General features: G+C 64.3%; 21 protein-coding genes. 16 read left to right on the top strand and 5 right to left on the bottom strand.

What is annotated here, in order from left to right; translation table 11 throughout:
• Positions 1-20 precede the first annotated feature (20 nt).
• Together bktB and P5704_003240 are read right to left on the bottom strand one after the other, a co-directional pair.
• A complete protein-coding gene (gene bktB / locus P5704_003245) occupies positions 21-1211 on the bottom strand; it encodes a beta-ketothiolase BktB (GenBank protein ID WOF81157.1) in 1191 nt (396 codons plus the stop codon).
• A 36-nt stretch (positions 1212-1247) separates the two neighbouring features.
• Complete coding sequence (locus P5704_003240; GenBank protein ID WOF79532.1) at positions 1248-2426, bottom strand: acyl-CoA dehydrogenase family protein; 1179 nt, start codon at positions 2424-2426, stop codon at positions 1248-1250.
• A gap of 181 nt (positions 2427-2607) precedes the next feature.
• Here P5704_003240 and P5704_003235 point away from each other — a divergent pair, with 181 nt between their 5' ends.
• Complete coding sequence (locus tag P5704_003235; GenBank protein WOF79531.1) at positions 2608-3654, top strand: AraC family transcriptional regulator; 1047 nt, start codon at positions 2608-2610, stop codon at positions 3652-3654.
• A 91-nt stretch (positions 3655-3745) separates the two neighbouring features.
• On the opposite strand, the gene fabB is transcribed toward P5704_003235, so the two are convergent.
• Both fabB and fabA read right to left on the bottom strand, forming a co-directional pair.
• Positions 3746-4963, bottom strand: coding sequence for a beta-ketoacyl-ACP synthase I (fabB, locus tag P5704_003230; GenBank protein WOF79530.1), 1218 nt, complete (start codon positions 4961-4963; stop codon positions 3746-3748).
• Positions 4964-4974: 11 nt separating this feature from the next.
• Positions 4975-5490, bottom strand: a complete 516-nt coding sequence (gene fabA, locus P5704_003225; protein ID WOF79529.1) for a 3-hydroxyacyl-[acyl-carrier-protein] dehydratase FabA — start codon at positions 5488-5490, stop codon at positions 4975-4977.
• Positions 5491-5920: 430 nt separating this feature from the next.
• Between fabA and P5704_003220 the strand changes: the two genes are divergently transcribed.
• From P5704_003220 to P5704_003185, 8 genes are all read left to right on the top strand, one after another.
• Positions 5921-6943 (top strand): NAD(P)H-dependent glycerol-3-phosphate dehydrogenase, encoded by a 1023-nt coding sequence (locus tag P5704_003220; protein WOF79528.1) that lies wholly within the window; start codon positions 5921-5923, stop codon positions 6941-6943.
• Between the two features lie 21 nt (positions 6944-6964).
• Entirely contained in the window at positions 6965-7321 is a 357-nt protein-coding gene (locus P5704_003215; GenBank protein WOF79527.1) for a DUF4389 domain-containing protein, read from the top strand.
• Positions 7318-7776 carry a phosphohistidine phosphatase SixA gene (sixA, locus tag P5704_003210; GenBank protein ID WOF79526.1) on the top strand — a complete coding sequence of 153 codons (459 nt, stop codon included), beginning with the start codon at positions 7318-7320 and terminating at the stop codon, positions 7774-7776. The genes P5704_003215 and sixA overlap by 4 nt, the downstream gene beginning before the upstream one ends.
• Positions 7777-7855: 79 nt before the next feature.
• Positions 7856-8299 (top strand): hotdog fold thioesterase, encoded by a 444-nt coding sequence (locus P5704_003205; GenBank protein WOF79525.1) that lies wholly within the window; start codon positions 7856-7858, stop codon positions 8297-8299.
• A gap of 129 nt (positions 8300-8428) precedes the next feature.
• Positions 8429-9241, top strand: coding sequence for an alpha/beta hydrolase (locus P5704_003200; protein ID WOF79524.1), 813 nt, complete (start codon positions 8429-8431; stop codon positions 9239-9241).
• A complete protein-coding gene (locus P5704_003195) occupies positions 9238-10095 on the top strand; it encodes an alpha/beta hydrolase (GenBank protein ID WOF79523.1) in 858 nt (285 codons plus the stop codon). Before P5704_003200 ends, P5704_003195 begins: the two co-directional genes overlap by 4 nt.
• A 234-nt stretch (positions 10096-10329) precedes the next feature.
• Positions 10330-11133, top strand: a complete 804-nt coding sequence (locus P5704_003190) for a DUF4892 domain-containing protein (protein ID WOF79522.1) — start codon at positions 10330-10332, stop codon at positions 11131-11133.
• 85 nt (positions 11134-11218) lie between these two features.
• On the top strand, positions 11219-12313 hold the full coding sequence (locus tag P5704_003185; GenBank protein WOF79521.1) for an AI-2E family transporter: 1095 nt from the start codon (positions 11219-11221) through the stop codon (positions 12311-12313).
• Between the two features lie 15 nt (positions 12314-12328).
• Here P5704_003185 and P5704_003180 read toward each other — a convergent pair whose 3' ends face one another.
• A complete protein-coding gene (locus tag P5704_003180; GenBank protein ID WOF79520.1) occupies positions 12329-13318 on the bottom strand; it encodes a patatin-like phospholipase family protein in 990 nt (329 codons plus the stop codon).
• A 182-nt stretch (positions 13319-13500) separates the two neighbouring features.
• On the opposite strand from P5704_003180, the gene selD reads away from it, so the two are divergent.
• The 7 genes from selD (at position 13501) to P5704_003145 (ending at position 21036) form a co-directional block, all read left to right on the top strand.
• Positions 13501-14535, top strand: a complete 1035-nt coding sequence (selD, locus tag P5704_003175) for a selenide, water dikinase SelD (protein WOF79519.1) — start codon at positions 13501-13503, stop codon at positions 14533-14535.
• Positions 14535-15641, top strand: a complete 1107-nt coding sequence (gene mnmH, locus P5704_003170; GenBank protein ID WOF79518.1) for a tRNA 2-selenouridine(34) synthase MnmH — start codon at positions 14535-14537, stop codon at positions 15639-15641. Before selD ends, mnmH begins: the two co-directional genes overlap by 1 nt.
• A gap of 28 nt (positions 15642-15669) precedes the next feature.
• Positions 15670-15948, top strand: coding sequence for a hypothetical protein (locus P5704_003165; GenBank protein ID WOF79517.1), 279 nt, complete (start codon positions 15670-15672; stop codon positions 15946-15948).
• A 260-nt stretch (positions 15949-16208) separates the two neighbouring features.
• Positions 16209-17126 (top strand): AAA family ATPase, encoded by a 918-nt coding sequence (locus P5704_003160; protein WOF79516.1) that lies wholly within the window; start codon positions 16209-16211, stop codon positions 17124-17126.
• A gap of 34 nt (positions 17127-17160) precedes the next feature.
• Entirely contained in the window at positions 17161-18123 is a 963-nt protein-coding gene (locus P5704_003155; GenBank protein WOF79515.1) for a DUF58 domain-containing protein, read from the top strand.
• Complete coding sequence (locus P5704_003150; protein WOF79514.1) at positions 18120-20120, top strand: DUF3488 and transglutaminase-like domain-containing protein; 2001 nt, start codon at positions 18120-18122, stop codon at positions 20118-20120. The genes P5704_003155 and P5704_003150 overlap by 4 nt, the downstream gene beginning before the upstream one ends.
• Positions 20121-20238: 118 nt before the next feature.
• Complete coding sequence (locus P5704_003145; protein WOF79513.1) at positions 20239-21036, top strand: thioesterase family protein; 798 nt, start codon at positions 20239-20241, stop codon at positions 21034-21036.
• Positions 21037-21081 lie beyond the last annotated feature (45 nt).

The following is a 21081-nucleotide window of genomic DNA, read 5'->3' as shown; positions in this document are numbered from 1 at the left end:
GTCGGCCGGCTGTTCATCGCTCACTGCACGAGACGTTCGATAATCAGGGCGATACCCTGGCCGCCGCCGATGCACAGGGTGATCAGCGCCCGGCGCCTGTCGAGGCGTTCCAGTTCATACAACGCCTTCAAGGTCAGGATCGACCCCGTGGCGCCCACCGGGTGCCCGTGGGCGATGGCTCCGCCGTTGACGTTCACCTTATCCGGATCGAACTCCAGGCTCTGTGCCACCGCCAGGGCCTGGGCGGCAAAGGCTTCGTTGCTCTCGATGAGGTCGATGTCGGCCAGGTCCAGGCCTGCATGCTTCAGCGCCCGTCGCACCGCCGGGATCGGCCCCAGGCCCATCAGGTGCGGTTCCACGCCGGCGAAGGCGTAGCTGACGAAGCGCGCCCTGGGCGTCAACCCGCGCGCCCGGGCTTCCTGCAGGGAGGTCAGCACCAGCGCGGCGGCGGCGTCGTTGAGGCCGGAGGCGTTGCCGGCGGTGACCAGGCCATCGGGCTTGAATGCGGCACGCAGTTTCTGCAGGCTCTCGAGCGTCGCGTCGGGGCGCACGTGCTCGTCCCTGCTGAAGGCCACGCTGTCGCGTCCCTGGCGAACCGGCACGGCGACGATCTGGCTGGCCAGGTGCCCGGCATCGATGGCGTTCGCCGCCTTGCGGTGGCTGTCGCAGGCATATCGATCCAGCTGTTCGCGGGTGAAACCGTAGCGTGCGGCGACGTTCTCGGCGGTGATCCCCATATGGCCGCTGCCGAAAGGGTCGCTGAGGATGCCGACGGTCAGGTCCTGGGCCGACGCATCGCCCAGGCGCTGGCCGAAGCGCAGTTTCGGCAGCAGGTAGGCGCCCTGGCTCATACTTTCCGCGCCGCCGGCCAGGGCGATACGGCTGGCCCCGGCCTGGATCATCTGGGCCGCCGAGATCAGCGACTGTACCGAGGAGCCGCACAGGCGGTTCACGTTCAGCGCCGCGGAACTGTCGGGCAGACCGCAGTTTCGCGCGATGTGCCGCGCCAGGTAGGCGTCTTGGGGACTGGTGGCAATGATATGGCCGAAGATGGAGTGGTCGATCTCCGCCGCCGCCAGCCCCGCGCGCTCGATGGCGGCGCGTCCGGCAAAGGTGCCCAGTTCGGCCGGGCTGTAGGCCGAGAGACTGCCACCGAAATCGCCGATGGCGGTGCGTGCTCCAGCGACGATCACCACATCCTGCAGTTCGATTGTATCGGGCATCAGGAAACTCCTCTTCTTGTTCGCTCAGGCCGCGGGGCCCAGCATGTCGCGGGCGATCAGCTCTTTCATGATTTCGGAGGTGCCGGCATAGATGGTCTGGATGCGTGCATCCGCATAGAAACGGGAAATCGGGTACTCCAGCGTGTAGCCGTAGCCGCCGAACAGCTGCAGGCAGCGGTCGATGCAGCGGCATTGCATCTCGCTCAGCAGCAGCTTGAGGGTGGCCGCATCCGCGCCGCTCATCTCTGCGCGGGCATAGCGCTGCAGGCACTGATTGAAATAGGCGCGGCCCATTTCCAGCTGCGCCCGCACGTCGGCCAGGGTGAAACGGGTGTTCTGGAAGTCGGCGATGCGTTTGCCGAAGGCGCGGCGTTCCCGCACATAGTCCAGCGTCAGCTGCAGGGCACCGTCGATGGCACCCAGGGCCTGGGCCGCGACACCCAGGCGTTCGCGGGGCAGTTCCTGCATCAGATGGATGAAGCCCTTGCCGGCTTCACCCAGCAGCGCCTCCTCAGGCACCAGCAGCTCGTCGAAGAACAGCTCGGCGGTGTCGCTGGCATGCTGGCCGATCTTGCGGATCGCCTTGCCGCGGGCGAATCCCGGCAAGGCGGTATCGACCAGGAACAGCGACACGCCGCGGGCACCGGCCTTCGGGTCGGTCTTGGCGCAGACGATCACCATGTCCGCCAGCAGGCCGTTGGTGATGAACACCTTGGCACCGTTGAGCTTCCAGCCACCGGCAACCTTCTGCGCAGTGGTGCGCATGGCGGCCAGGTCGCTGCCCGCACCGGGTTCGGTCATGGCAATGGCGCCCAGCACCTCGCCGCTGGCCATGCGCGGCAGCCAGTGCCGCTGCTGCTGCTCGCTACCCAGATGAAGGATGTAGGGCATCACGATATTGGCGTGGATGTTGTAGCCGCTGGCCAGGCCGCCGAAGCCCTGGCCGGAAATCTCTTCGCAGATCATCAGGCAGATTTCGACCCCGGCCCCGGAGCCGCCCAGGGCTTCCGGCAGATCGACGCCGAGCAGCCCGGCTTCGCCCAGGCGATGCCAGAGTTCACGTGGCACCTGGTGTGCCGCTTCCCAGCTTTCATAATCGGGCGCCACTTCCTCTTGCAGGATGCGCCGCACCATGTCCTGAAACAGTGCCAGGTCGTCGTCACCCACCGCACTGTCGGCCACAGGCTGTTGCTGTACGTTCATGCTGAGCCCTTCGGATTGTTGTTCTTGTGTTTGGGGCCACCGGCCGGTTGACCACGGGATTATTAATAGAACCTTGATCCGCCTCTTTGAATGACCTCTGCGGTCGTTTTAATTGATCAAATAGGCCATTTGGGTGCAGGCTGCTGGATGACCGGCATCGACGCAAGCACAGGAATACCGCATGACCACCAGGGAGCTGCCCGAGCCCTCGCGCAAGGCTCACATCGCCAACCACTACGTGCGCGCCTGCATCGGCGGGGCCCTGCGCCAGGGGGCGGATCCGCTGCAGCTGCTGTGCGCAGCCGGGATAGCGGCGGACTGGATCGATCGCCCCGAGCAGCTGGTCACCGAGTACCAGCTCAGCGAACTGATCAAGGCGGTCTGGCGCTTCACTCGCGACGAGTTCATGGGCCTGGCGCCCAGGGCCTGTAAGCGCGGGGTGTTTTCATTGATGGCGGAATTGGCCCAGGGGGCCAGTACCCTCGGCGATATGCTGCAGCAGAGCGCGCGCTTCTACACGGCGGTTTCGGATGATCTGGAGATCGGGCTGGAGCCGGATTCGTCGCAGCCGCCGCTGGTGTTCTACCGCCTGCATCTGCATCACCGTGGCGAGGACCCGGAGCATTTCCTGCAGGAGTTCATCCTGCTGATGTGGCAGCGCTTCGCCGGCTGGCTGGTCGGGCAGCAGATCCCGGTCGCCAGCACCTGCTTCGGCTATCCGGCCGTCGAGCATGCGCGTGAATACCGGGTGATGTTCCTCGGCGAGCTGCTCCACGACCAGCCCCGCTGCGGTTTCCATCTGCACCCGCGCTTTCTGCAACTGCCGATCATCCGCAACGCCATGGAACTGCAGGCATTCCTGCAGGGCTGCCCAGGCGTGATTCTGCATCGACCTGTACGCGACAACAGCCTGCAGACCCGGGTCAGGGTGCTGCTGCAACGCTACGATCTCGAGCAGATGCCGGATCTGGAGACGATTAGCCGGCAGTTGCCGATGGCGCCGCGAACCCTGCGCCGCTGGCTGCAGGACGAAGGCACTTCGATCCGTCAGATCAAGGAAGCCTTGCGTCGCGATTTCGCACTGAAACTGCTGAGCAGCGAACACCTGAGCGTGCAGGAGGTGGCCGAGCAGAGCGGCTTTGCCGAGGTCGCGGCGTTCTGCCGTGCCTTCAAGCGCTGGACCGGCCAGCCGCCGGCCCAGTGGCGCAAGGGCCGTCAGCGACTCTGAACGAGGGGCGGGCGATTCCGGCTTACGGTCGCTATCCGCATAAACAAAAACGCCCCGAACCAGTCGGGGCGTTTTGCTCGGAGCGAAGGACTCAGCCTTTGTAACGGCGCAGCACCAGCGTGGAGTTGGTGCCGCCGAAGCCGAAGCTGTTGCTCATCACGGTGTCGAGCTGCACGTTCTCGCGGGTTTCGCGAAGAATCGGCATGTCGGCGACTTCCGGATCCAGCTCGTCGATGTTGGCGGAGCCCGCGATGAAGTTGCCCTCCATCATCAGCATCGAGTAGATCGCTTCGTGAACGCCTGCAGCCCCCAGCGAGTGGCCGGACAGGCTCTTGGTCGAGCTGATGGTTGGGATCTTGTCGCCGAACATGTTGCGCACGGCCTTGATCTCGGCCACATCGCCGACCGGCGTGGAGGTGCCGTGGGTGTTGAGGTAGTCGATCGGGGTATCGACGGTCGACATTGCCTGCTGCATGCAGCGCAGGGCGCCTTCGCCACTCGGAGCGACCATGTCGTAGCCGTCGGAAGTGGCGCCGTAGCCGACGATTTCGGCATAGATCTTTGCGCCGCGCTTGAGTGCGTGCTCCAGCTCTTCGACCACGACCATGCCGCCGCCACCGGCGATGACGAAACCGTCACGCTTGGCGTCGTAGGCGCGGGAGGCTTTCTCCGGCGTATCGTTGTACTGGCTGGACAGTGCACCCATGGCGTCGAACAGGCAGCTCTGGCTGTAATGCTCTTCCTCGCCGCCACCGGCGAAGACCACATCCTGCTTGCCCATCTGGATTTGCTCCATGGCGTGGCCGATGCAATGCGCGCTGGTGGCGCAGGCCGAAGCGATGGAGTAGTTGATGCCCTTGATGCGGAACGGGGTGGCCAGGCAGGCAGAAACGGTACTGCTCATGGTGCGCGGCACGCGGTATGGGCCAATGCGCTTGACGCCCTTGTCGCGCAGGATGTCGATGGCTTCCATCTGGTTGATGGTCGAAGCGCCACCGGAACCGGCCACCAGGCCGATGCGCGGGTTGGAAATGTCATCGAGGCTGAAGCCGGCGTCTTTCACGGCCTGCTCCATTGCCAGATAGGCGTAGGCGGCAGCGTCACCCATGAAGCGCAGGACCTTGCGGTCGATCAGCTCTTCGAGGTTCAGGTTGACGGAGCCGGAAACCTGGCTGCGCAGCCCCATGTCCGCGTAGGACTGGTTGAAGCGAATGCCGGGGCGGCCGGCGCGCAGGTTGCCGGAGACGGTCTCTTTGTCATTGCCCAGGCAGGAAACGATACCCAGGCCAGTGATCACGACGCGACGCATGCGGATGTCCTTCAAAAGCTGTCGGTAGAGGTGAACAGGCCGACGCGCAAGCCTTCGGCACTGTAGATCTCGCGGCCATCAACACTGACGGTGCCATCGGCGATGCCGAGGATCAGCGAGCGGTTGATGGTGCGCTTGATATGAATGTTGTAGGTGACCTTCTTGGCGGTCGGCAGAACCTGACCGAAGAACTTCACTTCGCCGGAGCCGAGGGCACGGCCGCGGCCGGGGTTGCCTTGCCAGCCGAGGTAGAAACCGACCAGCTGCCACATGGCATCCAGGCCCAGGCAGCCGGGCATGACCGGATCGCCTTCGAAATGGCAAGCGAAGAACCAGAGATCAGGGTTGATATCCAGTTCGGCGACCAGTTCGCCCTTGCCATACTTGCCGCCCACTTCACTGATGTGAACGATACGATCGACCATCAGCATGTTCGGCGCGGGCAGTTGCGCATTACCGGGACCGAAGAGTTCGCCGCGGCTGCAACGAAGCAGGTCTTCCCGAGTAAAGGCGTGTTGTTTGGTCATGCGTATTCCTCAATGGGCCCCTGCGAAGGGCTTTGCTGCTTACATACCGGGCCAGAATTCGAGGCCTGATCATCAAGACTAGTCATAGACTGCCGCGTTGTGGCTAAAGTCACAGCTTGCCAACAGCGACGCCATTCAATCCGTACCTGCGGCTGAAGGGCGCAAAGACAGAATCGGGCGGCTACTTTAACACTCCTTAACGATGAACGAGGACCTTGCGACAGCGTGTCCTCTATAGACAATCGTTGCAGGGACGGTTGCATGGCGTGAACGAATACCTGCCGCCAATGCACCGGAAGGCTCTGGATCAGCGTTCGTGACGACTGTAACCAAATGATTTCATAGGGCTCGGCGGTTGCGCTGGCCGCTGCGAAGATGAAACGTATAATGCCCGGCACTGCCATTTCGGATGGCCAACAACGGATTCCACATGACACCACAGCAACCCATCGCGGTACTCGGCGGCGGCAGTTTCGGTACCGCGATCGCCAATCTGCTGGCCGAGAACGGTCACCACGTCCTGCTCTGGATGCGCGATGCGGAGCAGGCCGAAAGCATCCGGGCGCTGCGACAGAACCCGCGCTACCTGAAGGGCGTCGAGATTCTTGCGCAGGTCGAGCCGACCACCGATCTGTCATTCACTCTCGATGCCTGCGAGCTGATCTTCGTTGCGCTGCCTTCCAGCGCCCTGCGTCAGGCCCTGCAGCCGTTCGCCGCGCAGCTCGGCGGCAAGATGCTGGTCAGCACTACCAAGGGCATCGAGGCTGACAGTTTCATGCTGATGAGCCAGATCCTCGAGCAGATCGCACCCCAGGCGCGCATCGGCGTGCTGTCCGGACCGAACCTGGCGCGGGAGGTGGCCGAGCATGCGTTGACGGCGACCGTCGTGGCGAGCCATGACGAGGCACTGTGCCGAAGCGTGCAGCACTATTTGCACGGGCGTACGTTCCGCGTTTACGCCAGCTCCGATCGCTACGGCGTCGAGCTGGGTGGCGCGCTGAAAAACGTCTACGCGATCATGGCCGGCATGGCCGCTGCGCTGGGCATGGGTGAGAACACCCGCAGTATGCTGATCACCCGTGCGCTGGCGGAAATGACCCGTTTCGCGGTCAAGCTCGGCGCCAATCCCATGACCTTTCTCGGCTTGGCTGGGGTCGGCGACCTGATCGTGACCTGCACCTCACCCAAGAGCCGCAATTTCCAGGTGGGCCATGCCCTCGGTGAGGGGCTCAGCCTGGAGGAGGCGGTTTCCCGACTGGGCGAGGTGGCGGAGGGCGTCAATACCATCAAGGTGCTCAAGTGCAAGGCCGAGGAGCTGCAGGTGTACATGCCGCTGGTCGCGGGTCTGCATGCCATTCTGTTCGAGGGGCGTACGCTCGATCAGATCATCGGTGTGCTGATGCGTGGCGAGCCCAAGACCGATGTCGACTTCATTTCAACCGACGGTTTCTGAGCCGAGCGTAGGGGATATTCCATGAATCAATCGAACCAGGCAACGGACCGGGAATCGCTGATCCTGCGGGCCGTCTGGATGCTGATCTTCTTCTTCGTCTGGCAGTTGGCCGAGCTGGCCCTGCTGGTGGTCGTGGTGCTGCAGTTGGTGATGCGTCTGGTCAAGGGGTACGCGGACTCCAGCCTGCAGGGCTTTGGCGACAGCCTCAGTCAGTACATCGCGCAGATCGGCCGGTTCGCCACCTTCAATACCGAACGCAAGCCTTGGCCGCTTTCGGACTGGCCGACGCCGCGCCCGGCGGATGTCGAGCTGGCCACCCCGGTTCCGCCCGCTGCGCCGACCGAGCCGAAGGACTCTCCGCAGGGGCCGACGGCATGAAGCTGTGGCTGCTACGACATGGCGAAGCCGAGCCCCGCGCTCGCACCGATGCGGAGCGCAACCTGACCGAGGGTGGCCGCCGCGACGTGCGCCGCAGCGCCACCTTTCTTCGCGGTAAGCCGCTGCAAACGATCCTCGTCAGCCCGTTTCATCGCGCGCAGCAGACTGCGGACGAGGTGCGCAAGGCGCTCGGCTTCGAGGGTGAATGTGAAACCGTGGACTGGCTGACGCCAGAAGCCGATCTCGGCGAAGCATTGCGCCAGCTCGATCTGCGTGGCGAGCGCGATCTGTTACTGGTCACCCACCAGCCCTTCGTCGGCAATCTTGCCGGCTGGCTGGTGAACGGCAACTACGCGGAGCCTGTGCCGATGGCGACCGCATCCCTGGCGGAGCTGGAGGGTGAGGCAATGGCCGGAGGGTTGATGCGGCTGGTGTCCTTGCGTCACGTTGGTTAGGGTTGACCGGTCCGCCAGGCTGTTTTGCCCACGGCGGCACATCGATCAAGAACAACAATAGTCCTCAGGAGTATGCGCCTTGAGTATCTGGCACCGTCAGCCCAACCTGGAAGAGCTTCACAGCACCCGCAAGAACACCATCACCGAATTGCTGGACATCCGCTTCGAGACCTTCGATGACGCGTCCATTACCGCCAGCATGCCGGTCGATGCACGCACTCATCAGCCTTATGGCCTGCTACATGGCGGTGCCTCGGTGGTGCTGGCTGAAACCCTTGGTTCGATGGCCAGCTATCACTGCATCGACAGCAGCAAGTTCTATTGCGTTGGACTCGAAGTGAACGCCAACCATCTGCGCGGTTTGCGCAGCGGACGCGTGACAGGCGTATGCCGGCCGGTGCATCTGGGGCGCTCGACCCATGTCTGGGATATCCGTCTCAGCGGCGAGGACGGTAAGCCAAGTTGCATTTCACGTTTGACCGTCGCGATCGTACCGCTGGAAAAGGGGGGTCCGGTGGGCTGACAGCAAAGCCGGGGGACATTGCGGCCTGCTGATTGGCCTGAATGCCCTTCATTCGGCAGGGCTATGGCGATTGCCGCCTGCCGAGGCCTGCCAGACAATGAGGCCTCAGTCTGTCCGGCAATGTCTTCCATGTCGCAACGCATCTTTTTCGCCCACGCCAATGGCTTTCCCTCGGCCACCTATCGCAAGCTGTTCGACGCCCTGGCGCCCGAATACCGGGTTACGCACATGGACCGCCACGGGCACGATCCGCGCTTTCCAGTCGACGATAACTGGAACAATCTACTCGATGAGTTGTTCGAGCAGCTCGAGCGATTGCACGAGCCGGTGTGGGGAGTAGGGCATTCGTTCGGCGGTATGCTGCATTACCGCGCCGCGTTGTTGCGCCCGGAGCTGTACCACGGGGTCGTCATGCTGGATTCGCCGATACCGACCTGGTTCGACCAGACAGTGATCTGGGCGGCCAAGCGCCTCGGTTTCATCGACCGACTGACGCCGGCCGGCCGTACGCTGGGGCGGCGCGAACAGTTCGCCAGTGTCGAAGAGGCACGTGCGTATTTCGCCGGCAAGGCCCTGTTCAGCAGTTTTGATCCGGAATGCCTCGAAGCCTATATCGAGCATGGTCTGGAGCCTGTGGGGCAGGGGCTGCGCCTGCGTTTCGATCCGCAGACCGAAATCAGCATCTATCGCAGCGTGCCGCATCTCACTCCCGGTTGGCCGCCGGCCTTGAAGATTCCGCTGGCCATGATCCGTGGGCGCGATAGTCGTGTCGTGCTGCCGCATCATGGTTATCTGCTGCGGCTGATGTCGCGCGGGGAAGCGCACACGTTGCCCGGAGGCCACATGTTTCCATTCGAACAGCCGCAGCAGACTGCCGAAAAACTGCGTGAACTTCTCGGCCGCTGGGGCGGCTATACCGAGCTTTCCAAGGGGGCTGCATGAGCGTGCTGTTCGAAGAGGTCCGGCTGAGCCTGCCGCACCTCGAAGTGGCGGCGCATCTTTACGGGCCCGACGACGGCAAGCCGGTGATTGCGCTGCATGGCTGGCTGGATAACGCTGCGACGTTCAGTCGTCTGGCGCCGCGGCTACAAGGGCTGCGCATCGTGGCGCTGGATCTGCCCGGCCATGGCCATTCCGATCATCGCCCGATCGGGGCCGGCTACAACATCTGGGACTATGCCCATGACGTGCTGCAGGTCGCCGAGCAGTTCGGCTGGCAACACTTTTCATTGCTCGGGCACTCCATGGGCGCGATCGTTTCCGTGCTGCTCGCCGGTGCGCTACCCGAGCGCGTCGAGCGGCTGGCATTGATCGACGGCGTAATCCCCTACACCGGCGAAGCGGATAGCGCGCCGCAGAAGCTTGGGTCCGCACTTGAGGCGCTGCTCGCGGTGAACGACAAGCGCAAACCGGTCTACGCGAGTTTCGACCAGGCTGTGCAGGCGCGGATGAAAGGCGTCGGCGCGGTCAGTCGCGAGGCGGCCGAAATGCTCGCACAGCGCGGGTTGATGCCTGTCCCGGGCGGCTATACCTGGCGCACCGATCCACGCCTGATGCTGCCTTCGGCCATGCGACTGACGCGCGCCCATGCGCTGGCTTTCGTCAATCGGGTCGCTTGCCCGACCAGCCTGGTGCTGGCCGAGCAGGGGCTGATGACGCAGCCTGAGCTGCTCGAACTTGTCGAAGGGTTCCCGTTCGATATCCGCCGCTTGGCGGGTGGGCACCATCTTCATCTGGATGACGATATCGGCGCTGAGGCTGTCGCCACGGCATTCAACAGCTTCTTGCACGGCTGATGCCTCTGGCGGGCTCGCAATACTCTCTCGCAAACCCTTGCTTGACTTGCTTTTGCCAACTGGCGAGGCTGGGAAGCAATGTTCCAGCAGGGCCAGCGCAATGATCGATCGCTACAGTGCCACGTTTCCCAGCGAGCACCGGCCTGCTGGCGTTCTGCGCCTATCGGGTCCATGCGACGCGATACGCCGGTTGAGCTTCGGCAAGCAGTCGAAGGTGTCCCGTTGAGGAGAGTTATGCGAAGTGCATGGATAGCAGCGGCGGCCTTCTTTTCCGCGGCTGTGGCGGCGGCTGACGTTACCGGGAGCGCCGATCTGGAGCGCCTGCCTCGTTTCGCCCAGGCGCAGATCGTCGATTACCGGCAAACCCAGGTTCAGGAGCGGGTATATCCGCAGGACTCCGTACGCCGCATCAGCGGAAAGCTGCGAATGGCGTCCCAAGTGGTCGTTTCGGGCGAGCTGACCGCGATCACCTACCAATTGCCGGCCACTCACACGGGTATCGAAGCCTTTACCCAGGCTCGCGGCGAGCTGTTACAGCAGGGTGCCGAGTTGCTCTTCTGGTGCGAAGGGCGCGAGTGTGGTTCCAGCAGCCTGTGGGCCAATGCCATCTTCGACAAGGCCAAACTCTACGGTCCCGAAGCGCAGCAGGCCTATCTGCTGGCGCGCATGCCCGGAGGCGAGGGCGAGCTGATCGCGCTGTACGGAATTACCCGTGGCAACGGTCGTCCTTATCTGCACGTCGAGCAACTTCTCTCCGACCGGCCTTTGACGGGTGTACTGCCGACTGCGGCGACATTGCAACGACAGCTACGCAGCACCGGCGAGCTGCGTTTGCCGGGGCTGGCCGATGAGCCGACGGCCGAGTGGGGGGCGCTGCTGGCCAATGTCATGCGCCTGGACAGCACCACGCGGGTGAGCCTGGCCGGGCGCAGCGCGGCAGCCTGGCGTGAAGCGCTGATCGCCGAACGCATACGTGGTGGCCGCCTGGAAGTGGATGAGTCGGAGCAGCCCGGCCTGCTCATCAGGCTATTGCGCTGATCCCGCGTAACGGCTGCAATAGCCGACTCCGCTGGCGCGTCACGCTGACAGAACGCGCCGGCTCTTTTCAGTAGAGTAATCTCGCATGCTCAACAATGATCGCCTGCTGGTGCAGATTCTGCTCCTCGGGCTGCTGGCCGCCTGTCTCTGGGTCCTGGCGCCTTTTGCTTCCGCGTTGTTCTGGGCTGCCGTTCTGGCATTCGCCAGCTGGCCGGTGATGCGCGTGCTGACCCGCTGGCTGAAGGGTAACGCCACGCTCGCCGCCGGTCTGCTCACGTTCAGCTGGATGGTGCTGGTGGCGGTGCCGTTGGTGTGGCTGGGCTTCAACATTGCCGATCAGATTCGCGATGCCAATGCATTGCTGCACGATCTGCAGGTCGAGGGTCTGCCGCCCGCGCCGGCCTGGCTGGGAGAGGTGCCGCTGATAGGCGATGCGCTGCTGAATTTCTGGAGCACCGTGGATGAGCAAGGCACGGCCTTGATCGCCAGTATTCGGCCGTACATCGGCCAGGTCGCCAACTGGCTGCTGGTACGCAGCGCGCGTATTGGTGGCGGGATGCTCGAGCTGGCGCTGAGCCTGGTGCTGGTGTTCTTCTTCTATCGCGACGGACCACGTCTGTCGGCATTCGTCCATAGCCTGTTGCACAGGCTGATCGGTGACCGTGCGGATCATTATCTGGAGCTCGTCGCGGGGACGGTGCAGCGCGTGGTCAACGGGGTGATCGGCACTGCCGCGGCTCAGGCGATTCTGGCCTACATCGGTTTTCTCATCGCCGGGGTTCCGGGCGCGCTGGTGCTCGGGCTGCTGACCTTCGCCTGTAGCTTCATCATGGTGCCGCCGCTGATCTGGGGGCCTGCCGTTGCCTGGTTGGCCTGGCAGGGTGATTACGGCATGGCGATCTTCCTCGGCATCTGGGGGATGTTCGTCATCAGTGGCGTGGACAACGTGCTCAAGCCCTATCTGATCAGTCGAGGGGGCAATCTGCCGCTGGTGGTCGTGCTGCTCGGTGTGTTCGGCGGCATTCTCGCGTTCGGTTTCATGGGGCTGTTCCTCGGCCCGACTTTGCTGGCGGTGGCCTACAGCCTGCTGGGTGACTGGCTGATCAAGGAAGTACCGCAGATGCCTTCGCACGAGTCGACGCAGCTCGCGAACCAGCCACGGGAACCTGCCGGGCAGTGAGGCGGCGTCTGCCGCTCATTGCTCCTCTTCGTAGCGCACCAGCGCATCGTGGGCGACGATGCGGCCCAGCGCTATGAGCTCGGGCGCCTTGTAGAACTCGTAGAAGCGGCAGGCCCGCTTCGGAATATTGACCAGTACGTTCGGCGGATAGCCGGCGATCTTGTATTGCGCCAGTGATGACTGCATGACATCGAAGCTCTGGTTGATCAGCTCCAGCAGCGACGCCGGGCCGGTCACATCGATCACCGTCGAGCCTTCCGCTGATCGCGGTGCGTTGCGGCTGGTTGGCGCCGCCGGTGGCTGATCGCCTCGAGTCAGTTCGCCTGCACGGATGTCTTCGATCTGCTCGGTCAGCTCTGCTTCGTCCTTGCGCCAGAACGGAATGTGCGCGCTGATCGAGGTCATGAGCGAGTCGAAGCGCCCCGGCCGCTCGATTTCCGGCAGCGGGTATTGCTTGTGATTGTTGGCGTTGAGGTTGACCGCGATGATTATGTCGCAATGCGCCGATACCACCGGGACGATCGGTAGGGGATTGAGCAGGCCACCGTCGACCAGCATGCGATTGCCCTGCATGACCGGCGTGAACAGGCTCGGGATGGCCGCGGAGGCGCGCATCGCCAGTTCCAGGCTGCCCTCCTGAAACCAGATCTCCTGCTGATTGGTCAGGTCGGTGGCGACTGCCGTGAATGGAATCGGCAGATCCTCGATGCGGGTCTTGCCGACCATGTCGCGGATGCGGCCGAACACCTTTTCGCCGCGGATCGCGCCGAGGCTGAAGCTCGGGTCGACCAGGCGCAGCAGGTCCAGATAATCGAGGCTTTCGATCCAGCTGCGGTACTCGTCGAGCTTGCCGGCTGCATAGATGCCGCCGACGACCGCACCCATTGAGCAGCCGGCGATGCAGGCGATCTCGTAGCCTCGTGCCTCCAGTTCCTCGATCACGCCGATGTGCGCATAGCCCCGTGCGCCACCAGACCCCAATACTAGTGCAACTCTCTTACTCATGCGGTTCTCCCTGTGGCACTTGCGATAGCTTCATGCCTGGCCGGCGAGCCTGCAAGAGCCGAGAGGGAACTCGCCATGCGCGAGCCTGCCGTTGCATGCTCGAATCCGGCGGCGACCGGCGAATTCACGGTGGCCTTTGCTACAATCGCCGCCCGTTTGTGCAGGTTTCACGAGAGAGTCCGATGAGCGAACCGATCCGCCTCACCCAGTACAGTCACGGCGCCGGCTGCGGCTGCAAGATCTCGCCCAAAGTGCTGGACGTGATTCTTGCCGGCAGCGGTGCGCAGAACCTCGATCCGCGCCTGTGGGTCGGTAACGCCTCGCGTGATGATGCCGCGGTGTACGGCATCGACGAGGAGCGCGGGGTGGTGTCGACCACCGACTTCTTCATGCCTATCGTCGACGATCCGTACGATTTCGGCCGTATCGCCGCGACCAATGCAATCAGCGACATCTACGCCATGGGCGGCGATCCGCTGATGGCCATCGCGATTCTCGGCTGGCCGGTCAATGTGCTGCCCCCGGAAGTCGCCCACGAAGTGATCGCCGGTGGACGTGCCGCCTGCGATGCCGCCGGCATTCCCCTGGCCGGCGGCCATTCGATCGATGCGCCCGAGCCGATCTTCGGCCTCGCCGTCACCGGGCTGGTGAACAAGCGGCAGATGAAGCGCAACGACACCGCCACCGCCGGCTGCAAGCTGTACCTGACCAAGCCTCTGGGTATCGGCATCCTCACCACCGCCGAGAAGAAGGCCAAGCTGCGCGCCGAGGACGTCGGGCTGGCCCGCGACTGGATGTGCACCCTGAACACCGCCGGTAGCCGTTTCGGCAAACTTGAAGGCGTTCGCGCCATGACCGATGTCACCGGCTTCGGCCTGCTCGGCCATCTGGTGGAGATGGCCGATGGCAGCGGCCTGACCGCCGAGATCGAGTATGCCCGCGTGCCTCGCCTGCCGGGCATCGAGTACTACCTGGAGCAGGGCTGCGTGCCCGGCGGGACCCAGCGCAACTTCGACAGCTACGGTGAGCGCATCGCCGCGCTCGACGAGCGGCACAAGCAGCTGCTCTGCGACCCGCAGACCAGCGGCGGGCTGTTGGTCGCCGTGGCGCCGGAGGGTGAGGCGGAGTTCCTCGTGGTCTGTGCCGAACTCGGCCTTGCGCTGGAGCCGATCGGCCAGCTGGTCACCGCGCGTAGCCATGCGGTCGAGGTACGTTGATGCGCGGCGACACCGAGAATTATCGCGCGCTGTTCCTCAATGACACTCCGATGGTGGATGCCCGTGCGCCGGTAGAGTTCGGCAAGGGCGCCTTCCCCGGCGTCGTCAATCTGCCGCTGATGAATGACGTAGAACGGCAGAAGGTGGGTACCTGCTACAAGCAGCACGGCCAGAAAGCCGCCATCGAGTTGGGTCAGCAGCTGGTTTCCGGCACGACCAAGGCCGAGCGACTGCAGGCCTGGGCCGATTTCACCCGTGCCCACCCGGATGGCTACCTGTACTGCTTCCGTGGCGGCTTGCGTTCGAAGATCGTCCAGCAATGGCTGAAGGACGAGATGGGCATCGACTATCCGCGCGTGGTTGGCGGTTACAAGGCGATGCGTCACTTCCTGCTGGACACCATCGATCAGGCCGTGGAGCAGTGCGAGTTCGTTCTGGTGGGCGGCATGACCGGGACCGGCAAGACCGAGGTCCTGGCGCAGCTGGGCAACAGCCTGGACCTCGAGGGACTGGCCAATCACCGTGGCTCCAGTTTCGGCAAGCGCGCCACGCCACAGCCCTCGCAGATCGATTTCGAGAATGTCCTGGCGATTCGGCTGCTGAAGATGCGAGCGGCCGGGATCGAAAGCTTCGTGATCGAGGACGAGGCGCGTCTGGTCGGGCGTTGCTCCATCCCGCTGCCGCTGTTTCAGGGCATGCAGCAGTTTCCGCTGATCTGGCTGGAAGACAGCCCGCAAGGGCGCGTCGAGCGGATCCTCAAGGACTACGTGATCGATCTATGCGCCGAGTTCATCGCCGAACAGGGTGAGAACGGTTTCGCTGCATTCGCCGAGCGTCTTCAACAAAGTCTGGTCAATATCAACAAGCGGCTCGGCGGCGAGCGTTACCAGCGCCTGGCTCTGCTGATGGATCAAGCGTTGGCGGAGCAGGCGCGTAGTGGCTCTGTCGACCTGCATCGCGCCTGGATCGAGGCGCTGCTGGGCGAATATTACGATCCGATGTACGCCTACCAGCGCGAGAGCAAGGCCGAGCGGATCGAGTTCGCCGGCGACCAGCCGTCCGTGGTCGAGTATCTGCGTAACCGTAAGGCGCGCAACGCGCCGTAACCCTGAATGGCACATGAGGGATGATGCGATGAAAACCTGGCTGACTTTGCCTTTGCTGGTTGTGCTGCTGGCCGGTTGTGCCGGCAAGACCGCCTACCGCGACAGCTGCGCCGCGGAACTGGATGCGGCATGGAAGGAGCAGAGCCTGGCGGAAGCCGAGGGCTTTACCGGTACCGTGAGCTATTCCAAGGCCATGGCGTTGCTGACCGGCGCCAAGACCCAGCAGCAGTTCGAAGCCTTCCGTGGTTGCACGCAGAAGGCACAGAAGGCGCGTTTCTACCTTCGCGAATCTCGCGCCGGTCGCTGAGCCTGCGCCATCAATTGCCGGTCCGTTCGCTAGCGCACGGGCTGGCAATTGCCTTCGAGCCTTCCGGCTCGCTTGCCGCTTTCCCGCGGCCCGTCATCTCACAAGCAATGCCTGCAGCTGTTCTCCGTTGTCTGGAAACAGGCGCAGCGGCGTGAGCGCTGCAACGGTGCCGGCATCACAAACTCGTCACCGGGCATTTCCTTCGCTTTGCCTGGCCGCAGCCGACCAGTAGCATCAGGGCGACGAACGAAGGAGAGTCTATGCGCACCCGATTGGACGCCTGCCTGCGAGCAGTCAACGAAGTATTGCTCGGCAAGGAAGCCCAGGTCCGGCTGGCCCTTGCCTGTCTGTTGGCCCGAGGTCATCTGCTGGTCGAAGACATGCCCGGCATGGGCAAGACCACGCTGAGTCATGCCCTGGCCAAGGTACTGGGCTTGGAGTTCCAGCGTATCCAGTTCACTTCCGACCTGCTGCCTGGCGATATTCTCGGCACCTCGGTCTTCGACAAGGACAGCGGACAGTTCGTCTTCCACCCGGGGCCGATCTTCGCCGAGCTGGTACTGGCCGACGAGATCAACCGCGCCACGCCGAAGAGTCAGAGCGCGCTGCTCGAGGCCATGGAAGAAGGGCAGGTCACCATCGAGGGGGCGACGCGCCCGTTGCCTGATCCTTTCTTCGTCATCGCCACGCAGAACCCGGTCAGTTCAGGCGGCACCTTCGCGTTGCCGGAATCGCAGCTGGATCGCTTCCTCATGCGCGTTTCCCTGGGCTATCCGGCCAAGGCGGCGGAAAAGGCGCTGCTGTTGGGCGAGTCGCGACGCGATCTGCTGACCCGGCTCGAGCCGCTGCTGGAACACGACGAACTACGTGCCATTCAGGACGCCGTGGGCGACGTGCGGGTCAGCGATGCGCTGGTCGATTACGTGCTGCGACTGGTGGAGGCGACCCGCACGCAGCCGCAGTTCGCCTGGGGGCTATCGCCGCGGGGCAGCCTGGCCCTGCTTGCGGCTGCACGTGCCTGGGCATTTCTCGATGGCCGTGACTACGTGATTCCGGAAGACGTGCAGGCGGTGTTGCCGACCGTGGTCGGGCATCGCCTGCGCGAGCGCGCTGACGCCACCGGTCACGGCGGCGGCGCGCTGGTGCAATGGCTGCTGCGCGAAGTGCCTGCGCTGTGACAGCGACATCCGCGCATGACGGCGGGCAACTGTCGTGAGGCTGTTGCCGCGCTTCCGTGACCGCTGGCTGTTGCGGCGTATCCCGCCCGCGACCAGCGTGCGCCTGAATCAGCGACGCATCTTCATCATGCCCACCGCGGTCGGGCTGGCATTTCTGGTGGCACTGCTGCTGATGCTGCTGACCGCGATCAATTACCAGAACAGCCTGGCCTACGGCCTGACCTTTCTGCTCGGGTCGTTGTATCTCGTCACCATCCTGCATACCTGGCGCAATCTTGCCGGCCTGGTTTTGCAGGCGGGCGGAACCACCGCTGCGTTCGTCGGCGAGCAGGCGCTGTTGCGGGTGCGTCTGGAAAGTCCCGGCCGCGTCTATCAGGCGGTGGCGCTCGGCTGGCCGGCCAGTGGCTTGCGGCTGGTCGATGTGCCGGCCGGCGGCGCAGTCGAAGTCGAATTGAGCCTGCCGACGCAACGCCGCGGCTGGCTGCGCCCGGGACGTGTGCGGGTAGAGAGTCGCTTTCCGCTGGGGCTGCTGGTGGCGTGGAGCTGGGTCGATCTGGAACTGGCGGCGCTGGTCTATCCGCAGCCATCGACTGCCGAGCGTCCGCCCGCTGGCAGTGCGCCGGAAACCGAGGATGAGGGCACGCTGACACGCGGCGTTGGTGTCGACGACTATCAGGGGCTGCGGACCTGGCAGCCGGGCGATCCGCGCCGACGCTTGCACTGGAAAGCCTATTCCCGTGGCCAGGGCCTGCTGGTGAAGGATTTCGCCAGCCTGCTCGGCAACGATCCGCTGCTGGACTTCGATGCCCTCGACGGCGACACCGAGCAGCGCCTGTCGATGCTCTGCCACTGGGTCATCGACCTCAGCGACAAGCAGCAACCGTTCGCACTGCGCCTGCCGGGTGAGCTGGTCGGCCCCGATGGTGGCCAGGCTCATCGGGATGCCTGCCTGCGTGCATTGGCGCTGCATGGCCTGAGCGAGGAGGGCGCGAAGTGAGCGCGAAGCCGGGTATTCCGCGCAACAGCCTGATCTGGCTGCTGGTCGCGCAGGTGCTGGTGATCCTGCCGCACCTCACTCATCTGCCACTGTGGATCATTGGCCTGTGGCTGGGCTGCGCCAGCTGGCGAATTCAGATATTCCGCATGCGTGCACGTTATCCGCGCAGCTGGCTCAAGGCGCTGCTGATGATCGGCGCCGGCTTCGGCGTGTATTTCTCGCGCGGCAGCCTGGTCGGTCTGGAGGCCGGCGTGGTGCTGTTGATCGCTGCGTTCATTCTCAAGCTGGTGGAGATGAGCACTCGTCGTGATGCGCTGGTGCTGATCTTCCTCGGCTTCTTCGCGGTGGTGACCAGCTACCTGTTCCAGGACAGCCTGGTAGCCGGGCTGTATAGCCTGCTGCCCGTCACGGCATTGCTGGCCGCGATGATCGGGCTGCAGCAGAGCAGCCTGGTCACCCGACCATGGCCAACGGTGCGCCTGGCCGGTTCGCTGTTGCTGCAGGCGATTCCGCTGATGCTGGTGCTGTTCCTGTTCTTCCCCCGCCTGCCGCCGCTGTGGTCCTTGCCGCAGGCCGGCGACCGCGGCACGACTGGCTTGGCCGATCACATGGCGCCCGGTGATATCGCCCGCCTTGGCCGTTCGGCGGAGCTGGCCTTTCGCGTCACCTTCGACGGTGACATTCCGCCCCGCGACCAGCTCTACTGGCGCGCGGTGACCTTCGAACGCTTCGACGGTCGTCGCTGGTCGCAGTCCTACGCCTCGCAGCTTCCCCAGGCGCCGGAGTGGCAGGCGGCTGGTGAGCCGCTCAGCTACAGCATCGTCATGCAGCCCAGCGGTCAGCCCTGGCTGTTCGCGCTGGATGTGCCGCAGGTCGCGCCCGGCGAGGCGCAGCTGATGGCGGATTTTCATCTCCAGCGCCGCCAGCCGGTGAACAAGCCGCTGATGTATCAGGCGACCTCATGGCTGGACGCGCGTCGCGAAGCGGCCAGCGCACCGGCGAGCCTCGGGCGTGCACTGCAGCTGCCGGAGCAGGGCAATCCACGCACTCGCGCCTGGGCGACCGAGCTACGACGCTCTGCGCAGGAACCGCAGGCGATGGTGGATGCGCTGTTGAAGCACTTCAACCGCCAGCCCTATCACTACACCCTGGAGCCGCCGCCGGTGGGGAGCGATATCGTCGATGACTTCCTGTTCGAGACGCGCAGTGGTTTCTGCGCACACTACGCCGGTGCCATGACGTTCGTGCTGCGCGCAGCGGGCATTCCAGCCCGGGTGGTGGCGGGCTATCAGGGCGGTGAGGTCAACCCGGCGGGTAATTATCTTTCCGTTCGTCAGTTCGACGCCCACGCCTGGGTCGAGTACTGGATCGCCGAGCATGGTTGGGTCAGTGTCGATCCGACCTTTCAGGTCGCGCCCGAGCGGGTGGAGCAGGGTCTGGAACAGGCGCTGGCCCGCGAACAGAGCTTTCTGGCCGACGAACCGATGTCGCTGCTGCGCTACCGTGACATCGGCTGGATGAACTCGCTGCGCCTGCGCTGGGACAGCCTCAACTACGGCTGGCAGCGCTGGGTGCTCAATTATCAGGACGAGCAACAGTCGCAGATGTTGCAGCGCTGGTTCGGCAAGCTGGACGGGCAGACGCTCGGTCTTGGTCTGGTGGCGCTGCTGGGCGTGCTGACCAGCGTGCTCGCGCTGCTGTTGTTCAAGCCCTGGCGGCGCGAAACGGATGTTCAGCAACGCCTGTTCCGACGCTTCGAACGGCTTCTGGCACGTCATGGCGTGCGCCGCCACAAAGGCGAGGGCGCCCGTAGTTTCGCCCAACGCGCCGCGCTGATGCTGCCCGAACAGGCGCCGGCGATCCTCGCGTTCGTCAGTCGCTACGAGGCGCAGCGCTATGCCCAGCAAACTGATGCGACGGACGAGCTGTCACGCACCTTGAACCAGCTGCGCCGGGCGCTGCCGTGGCGTCCTGCTGCGCCGGCACGACGTGACTGACGTTCATTGCCGGCATGGATGATTCGGCATTTCATGCGGCCGCTTCTGCCAGGCAGGCTCGCACCCTGACCGGCGCACCTTTAACATCGCTCGCATAACGAACGATAACGAGGTGGATATGGAGCTTTGCGAGCTGCTGCAGGCGGTGCGTGACAACCCCGGCAGTGTGGTGGTGCCGGCCAGTTGGGGACAGGGACGTGCCGGTTTCGGCGGTCTGGTCGCCGCGCTGGTCTTCGAAAGCATGCGCGCCAAGGTGCCTGACGGCAGACCGCTGCGTTCGCTGGCGATCACCTTCGTCGGACCGCTGACGCTGGAGATGCCAGCGAGCTTCGAGGCCGAGGTGCTGCGAGAAGGCAAGGCGGTGAGCCAGATGCTCGGACGGGTGATGCAGGACGGACAGGTGGTCACCATCGTCCAGGGCAGCTTCGGCGCACCACGCAATTCCGTCGTGGATGTCGCGGCCGAGCCGGCGCCGGCCATGCCACCGGTCGAAGCCTGCCAGGAACTGCCTTACGTAGCTGGCGTGACGCCGGAATTTACCCGCTACCTGGCCATGCGCTGGGGCATCGGTGGCTTGCCGTTCACCGGCAATGAGTCCCGTGAAATGGGCGGCTGGGTGCGCCAGCGCGGTGATGTGCCTCGCGAGCCGATGACCGAAGCGCACCTGCTGGCGCTGGTCGATGCCTGGCCGCCTGCCATATTGCCGCATCTCAAGAGCTTCGCGCCCGGCAGTTCGCTGACCTGGACCATCGAGTTCATCCAGCCGCTGCCCGAACTCGACAGTCACGACTGGTGCATGTACAGCGCCGTTATCGAGCATGCGCGTGACGGCTACGGCCACTGCGCCGCGGCGTTGTGGACGCCAAGCGGGGAGCTGGTCGCACTGAGCCGGCAGACCGTCACGGTGTTCGGCTGAGCCCGGCTGCGCTTCGCAATGTTCTGTAGCAGTGTGTCCGGCCGC

Source organism: Pseudomonas sp. FeN3W (assembly GCA_030263805.2).
Taxonomy (GTDB): Bacteria; Pseudomonadota; Gammaproteobacteria; order Pseudomonadales; family Pseudomonadaceae; genus Stutzerimonas; species Stutzerimonas stutzeri_G.
This window is presented reverse-complemented; position numbering and strand designations above follow the sequence as displayed.

Excerpts from the sequence above, each read along its gene's own strand:
- P5704_003240 (WOF79532.1), bottom strand. The coding sequence starts at position 2,426 with ATGAACGTACAGCAACAGCCTGTGGCCGACAGTGCGGTGGGTGACGAC.
- P5704_003235 (WOF79531.1), top strand. The coding sequence starts at position 2,608 with ATGACCACCAGGGAGCTGCCCGAGCCCTCGCGCAAGGCTCACATCGCC.
- fabB (WOF79530.1), bottom strand. The coding sequence starts at position 4,963 with ATGCGTCGCGTCGTGATCACTGGCCTGGGTATCGTTTCCTGCCTGGGC.
- fabA (WOF79529.1), bottom strand. The coding sequence starts at position 5,490 with ATGACCAAACAACACGCCTTTACTCGGGAAGACCTGCTTCGTTGCAGC.
- P5704_003220 (WOF79528.1), top strand. The coding sequence starts at position 5,921 with ATGACACCACAGCAACCCATCGCGGTACTCGGCGGCGGCAGTTTCGGT.
- P5704_003215 (WOF79527.1), top strand. The coding sequence starts at position 6,965 with ATGAATCAATCGAACCAGGCAACGGACCGGGAATCGCTGATCCTGCGG.
- sixA (WOF79526.1), top strand. The coding sequence starts at position 7,318 with ATGAAGCTGTGGCTGCTACGACATGGCGAAGCCGAGCCCCGCGCTCGC.
- P5704_003200 (WOF79524.1), top strand. The coding sequence starts at position 8,429 with ATGTCGCAACGCATCTTTTTCGCCCACGCCAATGGCTTTCCCTCGGCC.
- P5704_003195 (WOF79523.1), top strand. The coding sequence starts at position 9,238 with ATGAGCGTGCTGTTCGAAGAGGTCCGGCTGAGCCTGCCGCACCTCGAA.
- P5704_003190 (WOF79522.1), top strand. The coding sequence starts at position 10,330 with ATGCGAAGTGCATGGATAGCAGCGGCGGCCTTCTTTTCCGCGGCTGTG.
- P5704_003185 (WOF79521.1), top strand. The coding sequence starts at position 11,219 with ATGCTCAACAATGATCGCCTGCTGGTGCAGATTCTGCTCCTCGGGCTG.
- P5704_003180 (WOF79520.1), bottom strand. The coding sequence starts at position 13,318 with ATGAGTAAGAGAGTTGCACTAGTATTGGGGTCTGGTGGCGCACGGGGC.
- selD (WOF79519.1), top strand. The coding sequence starts at position 13,501 with ATGAGCGAACCGATCCGCCTCACCCAGTACAGTCACGGCGCCGGCTGC.
- mnmH (WOF79518.1), top strand. The coding sequence starts at position 14,535 with ATGCGCGGCGACACCGAGAATTATCGCGCGCTGTTCCTCAATGACACT.
- P5704_003165 (WOF79517.1), top strand. The coding sequence starts at position 15,670 with ATGAAAACCTGGCTGACTTTGCCTTTGCTGGTTGTGCTGCTGGCCGGT.
- P5704_003160 (WOF79516.1), top strand. The coding sequence starts at position 16,209 with ATGCGCACCCGATTGGACGCCTGCCTGCGAGCAGTCAACGAAGTATTG.
- P5704_003145 (WOF79513.1), top strand. The coding sequence starts at position 20,239 with ATGGAGCTTTGCGAGCTGCTGCAGGCGGTGCGTGACAACCCCGGCAGT.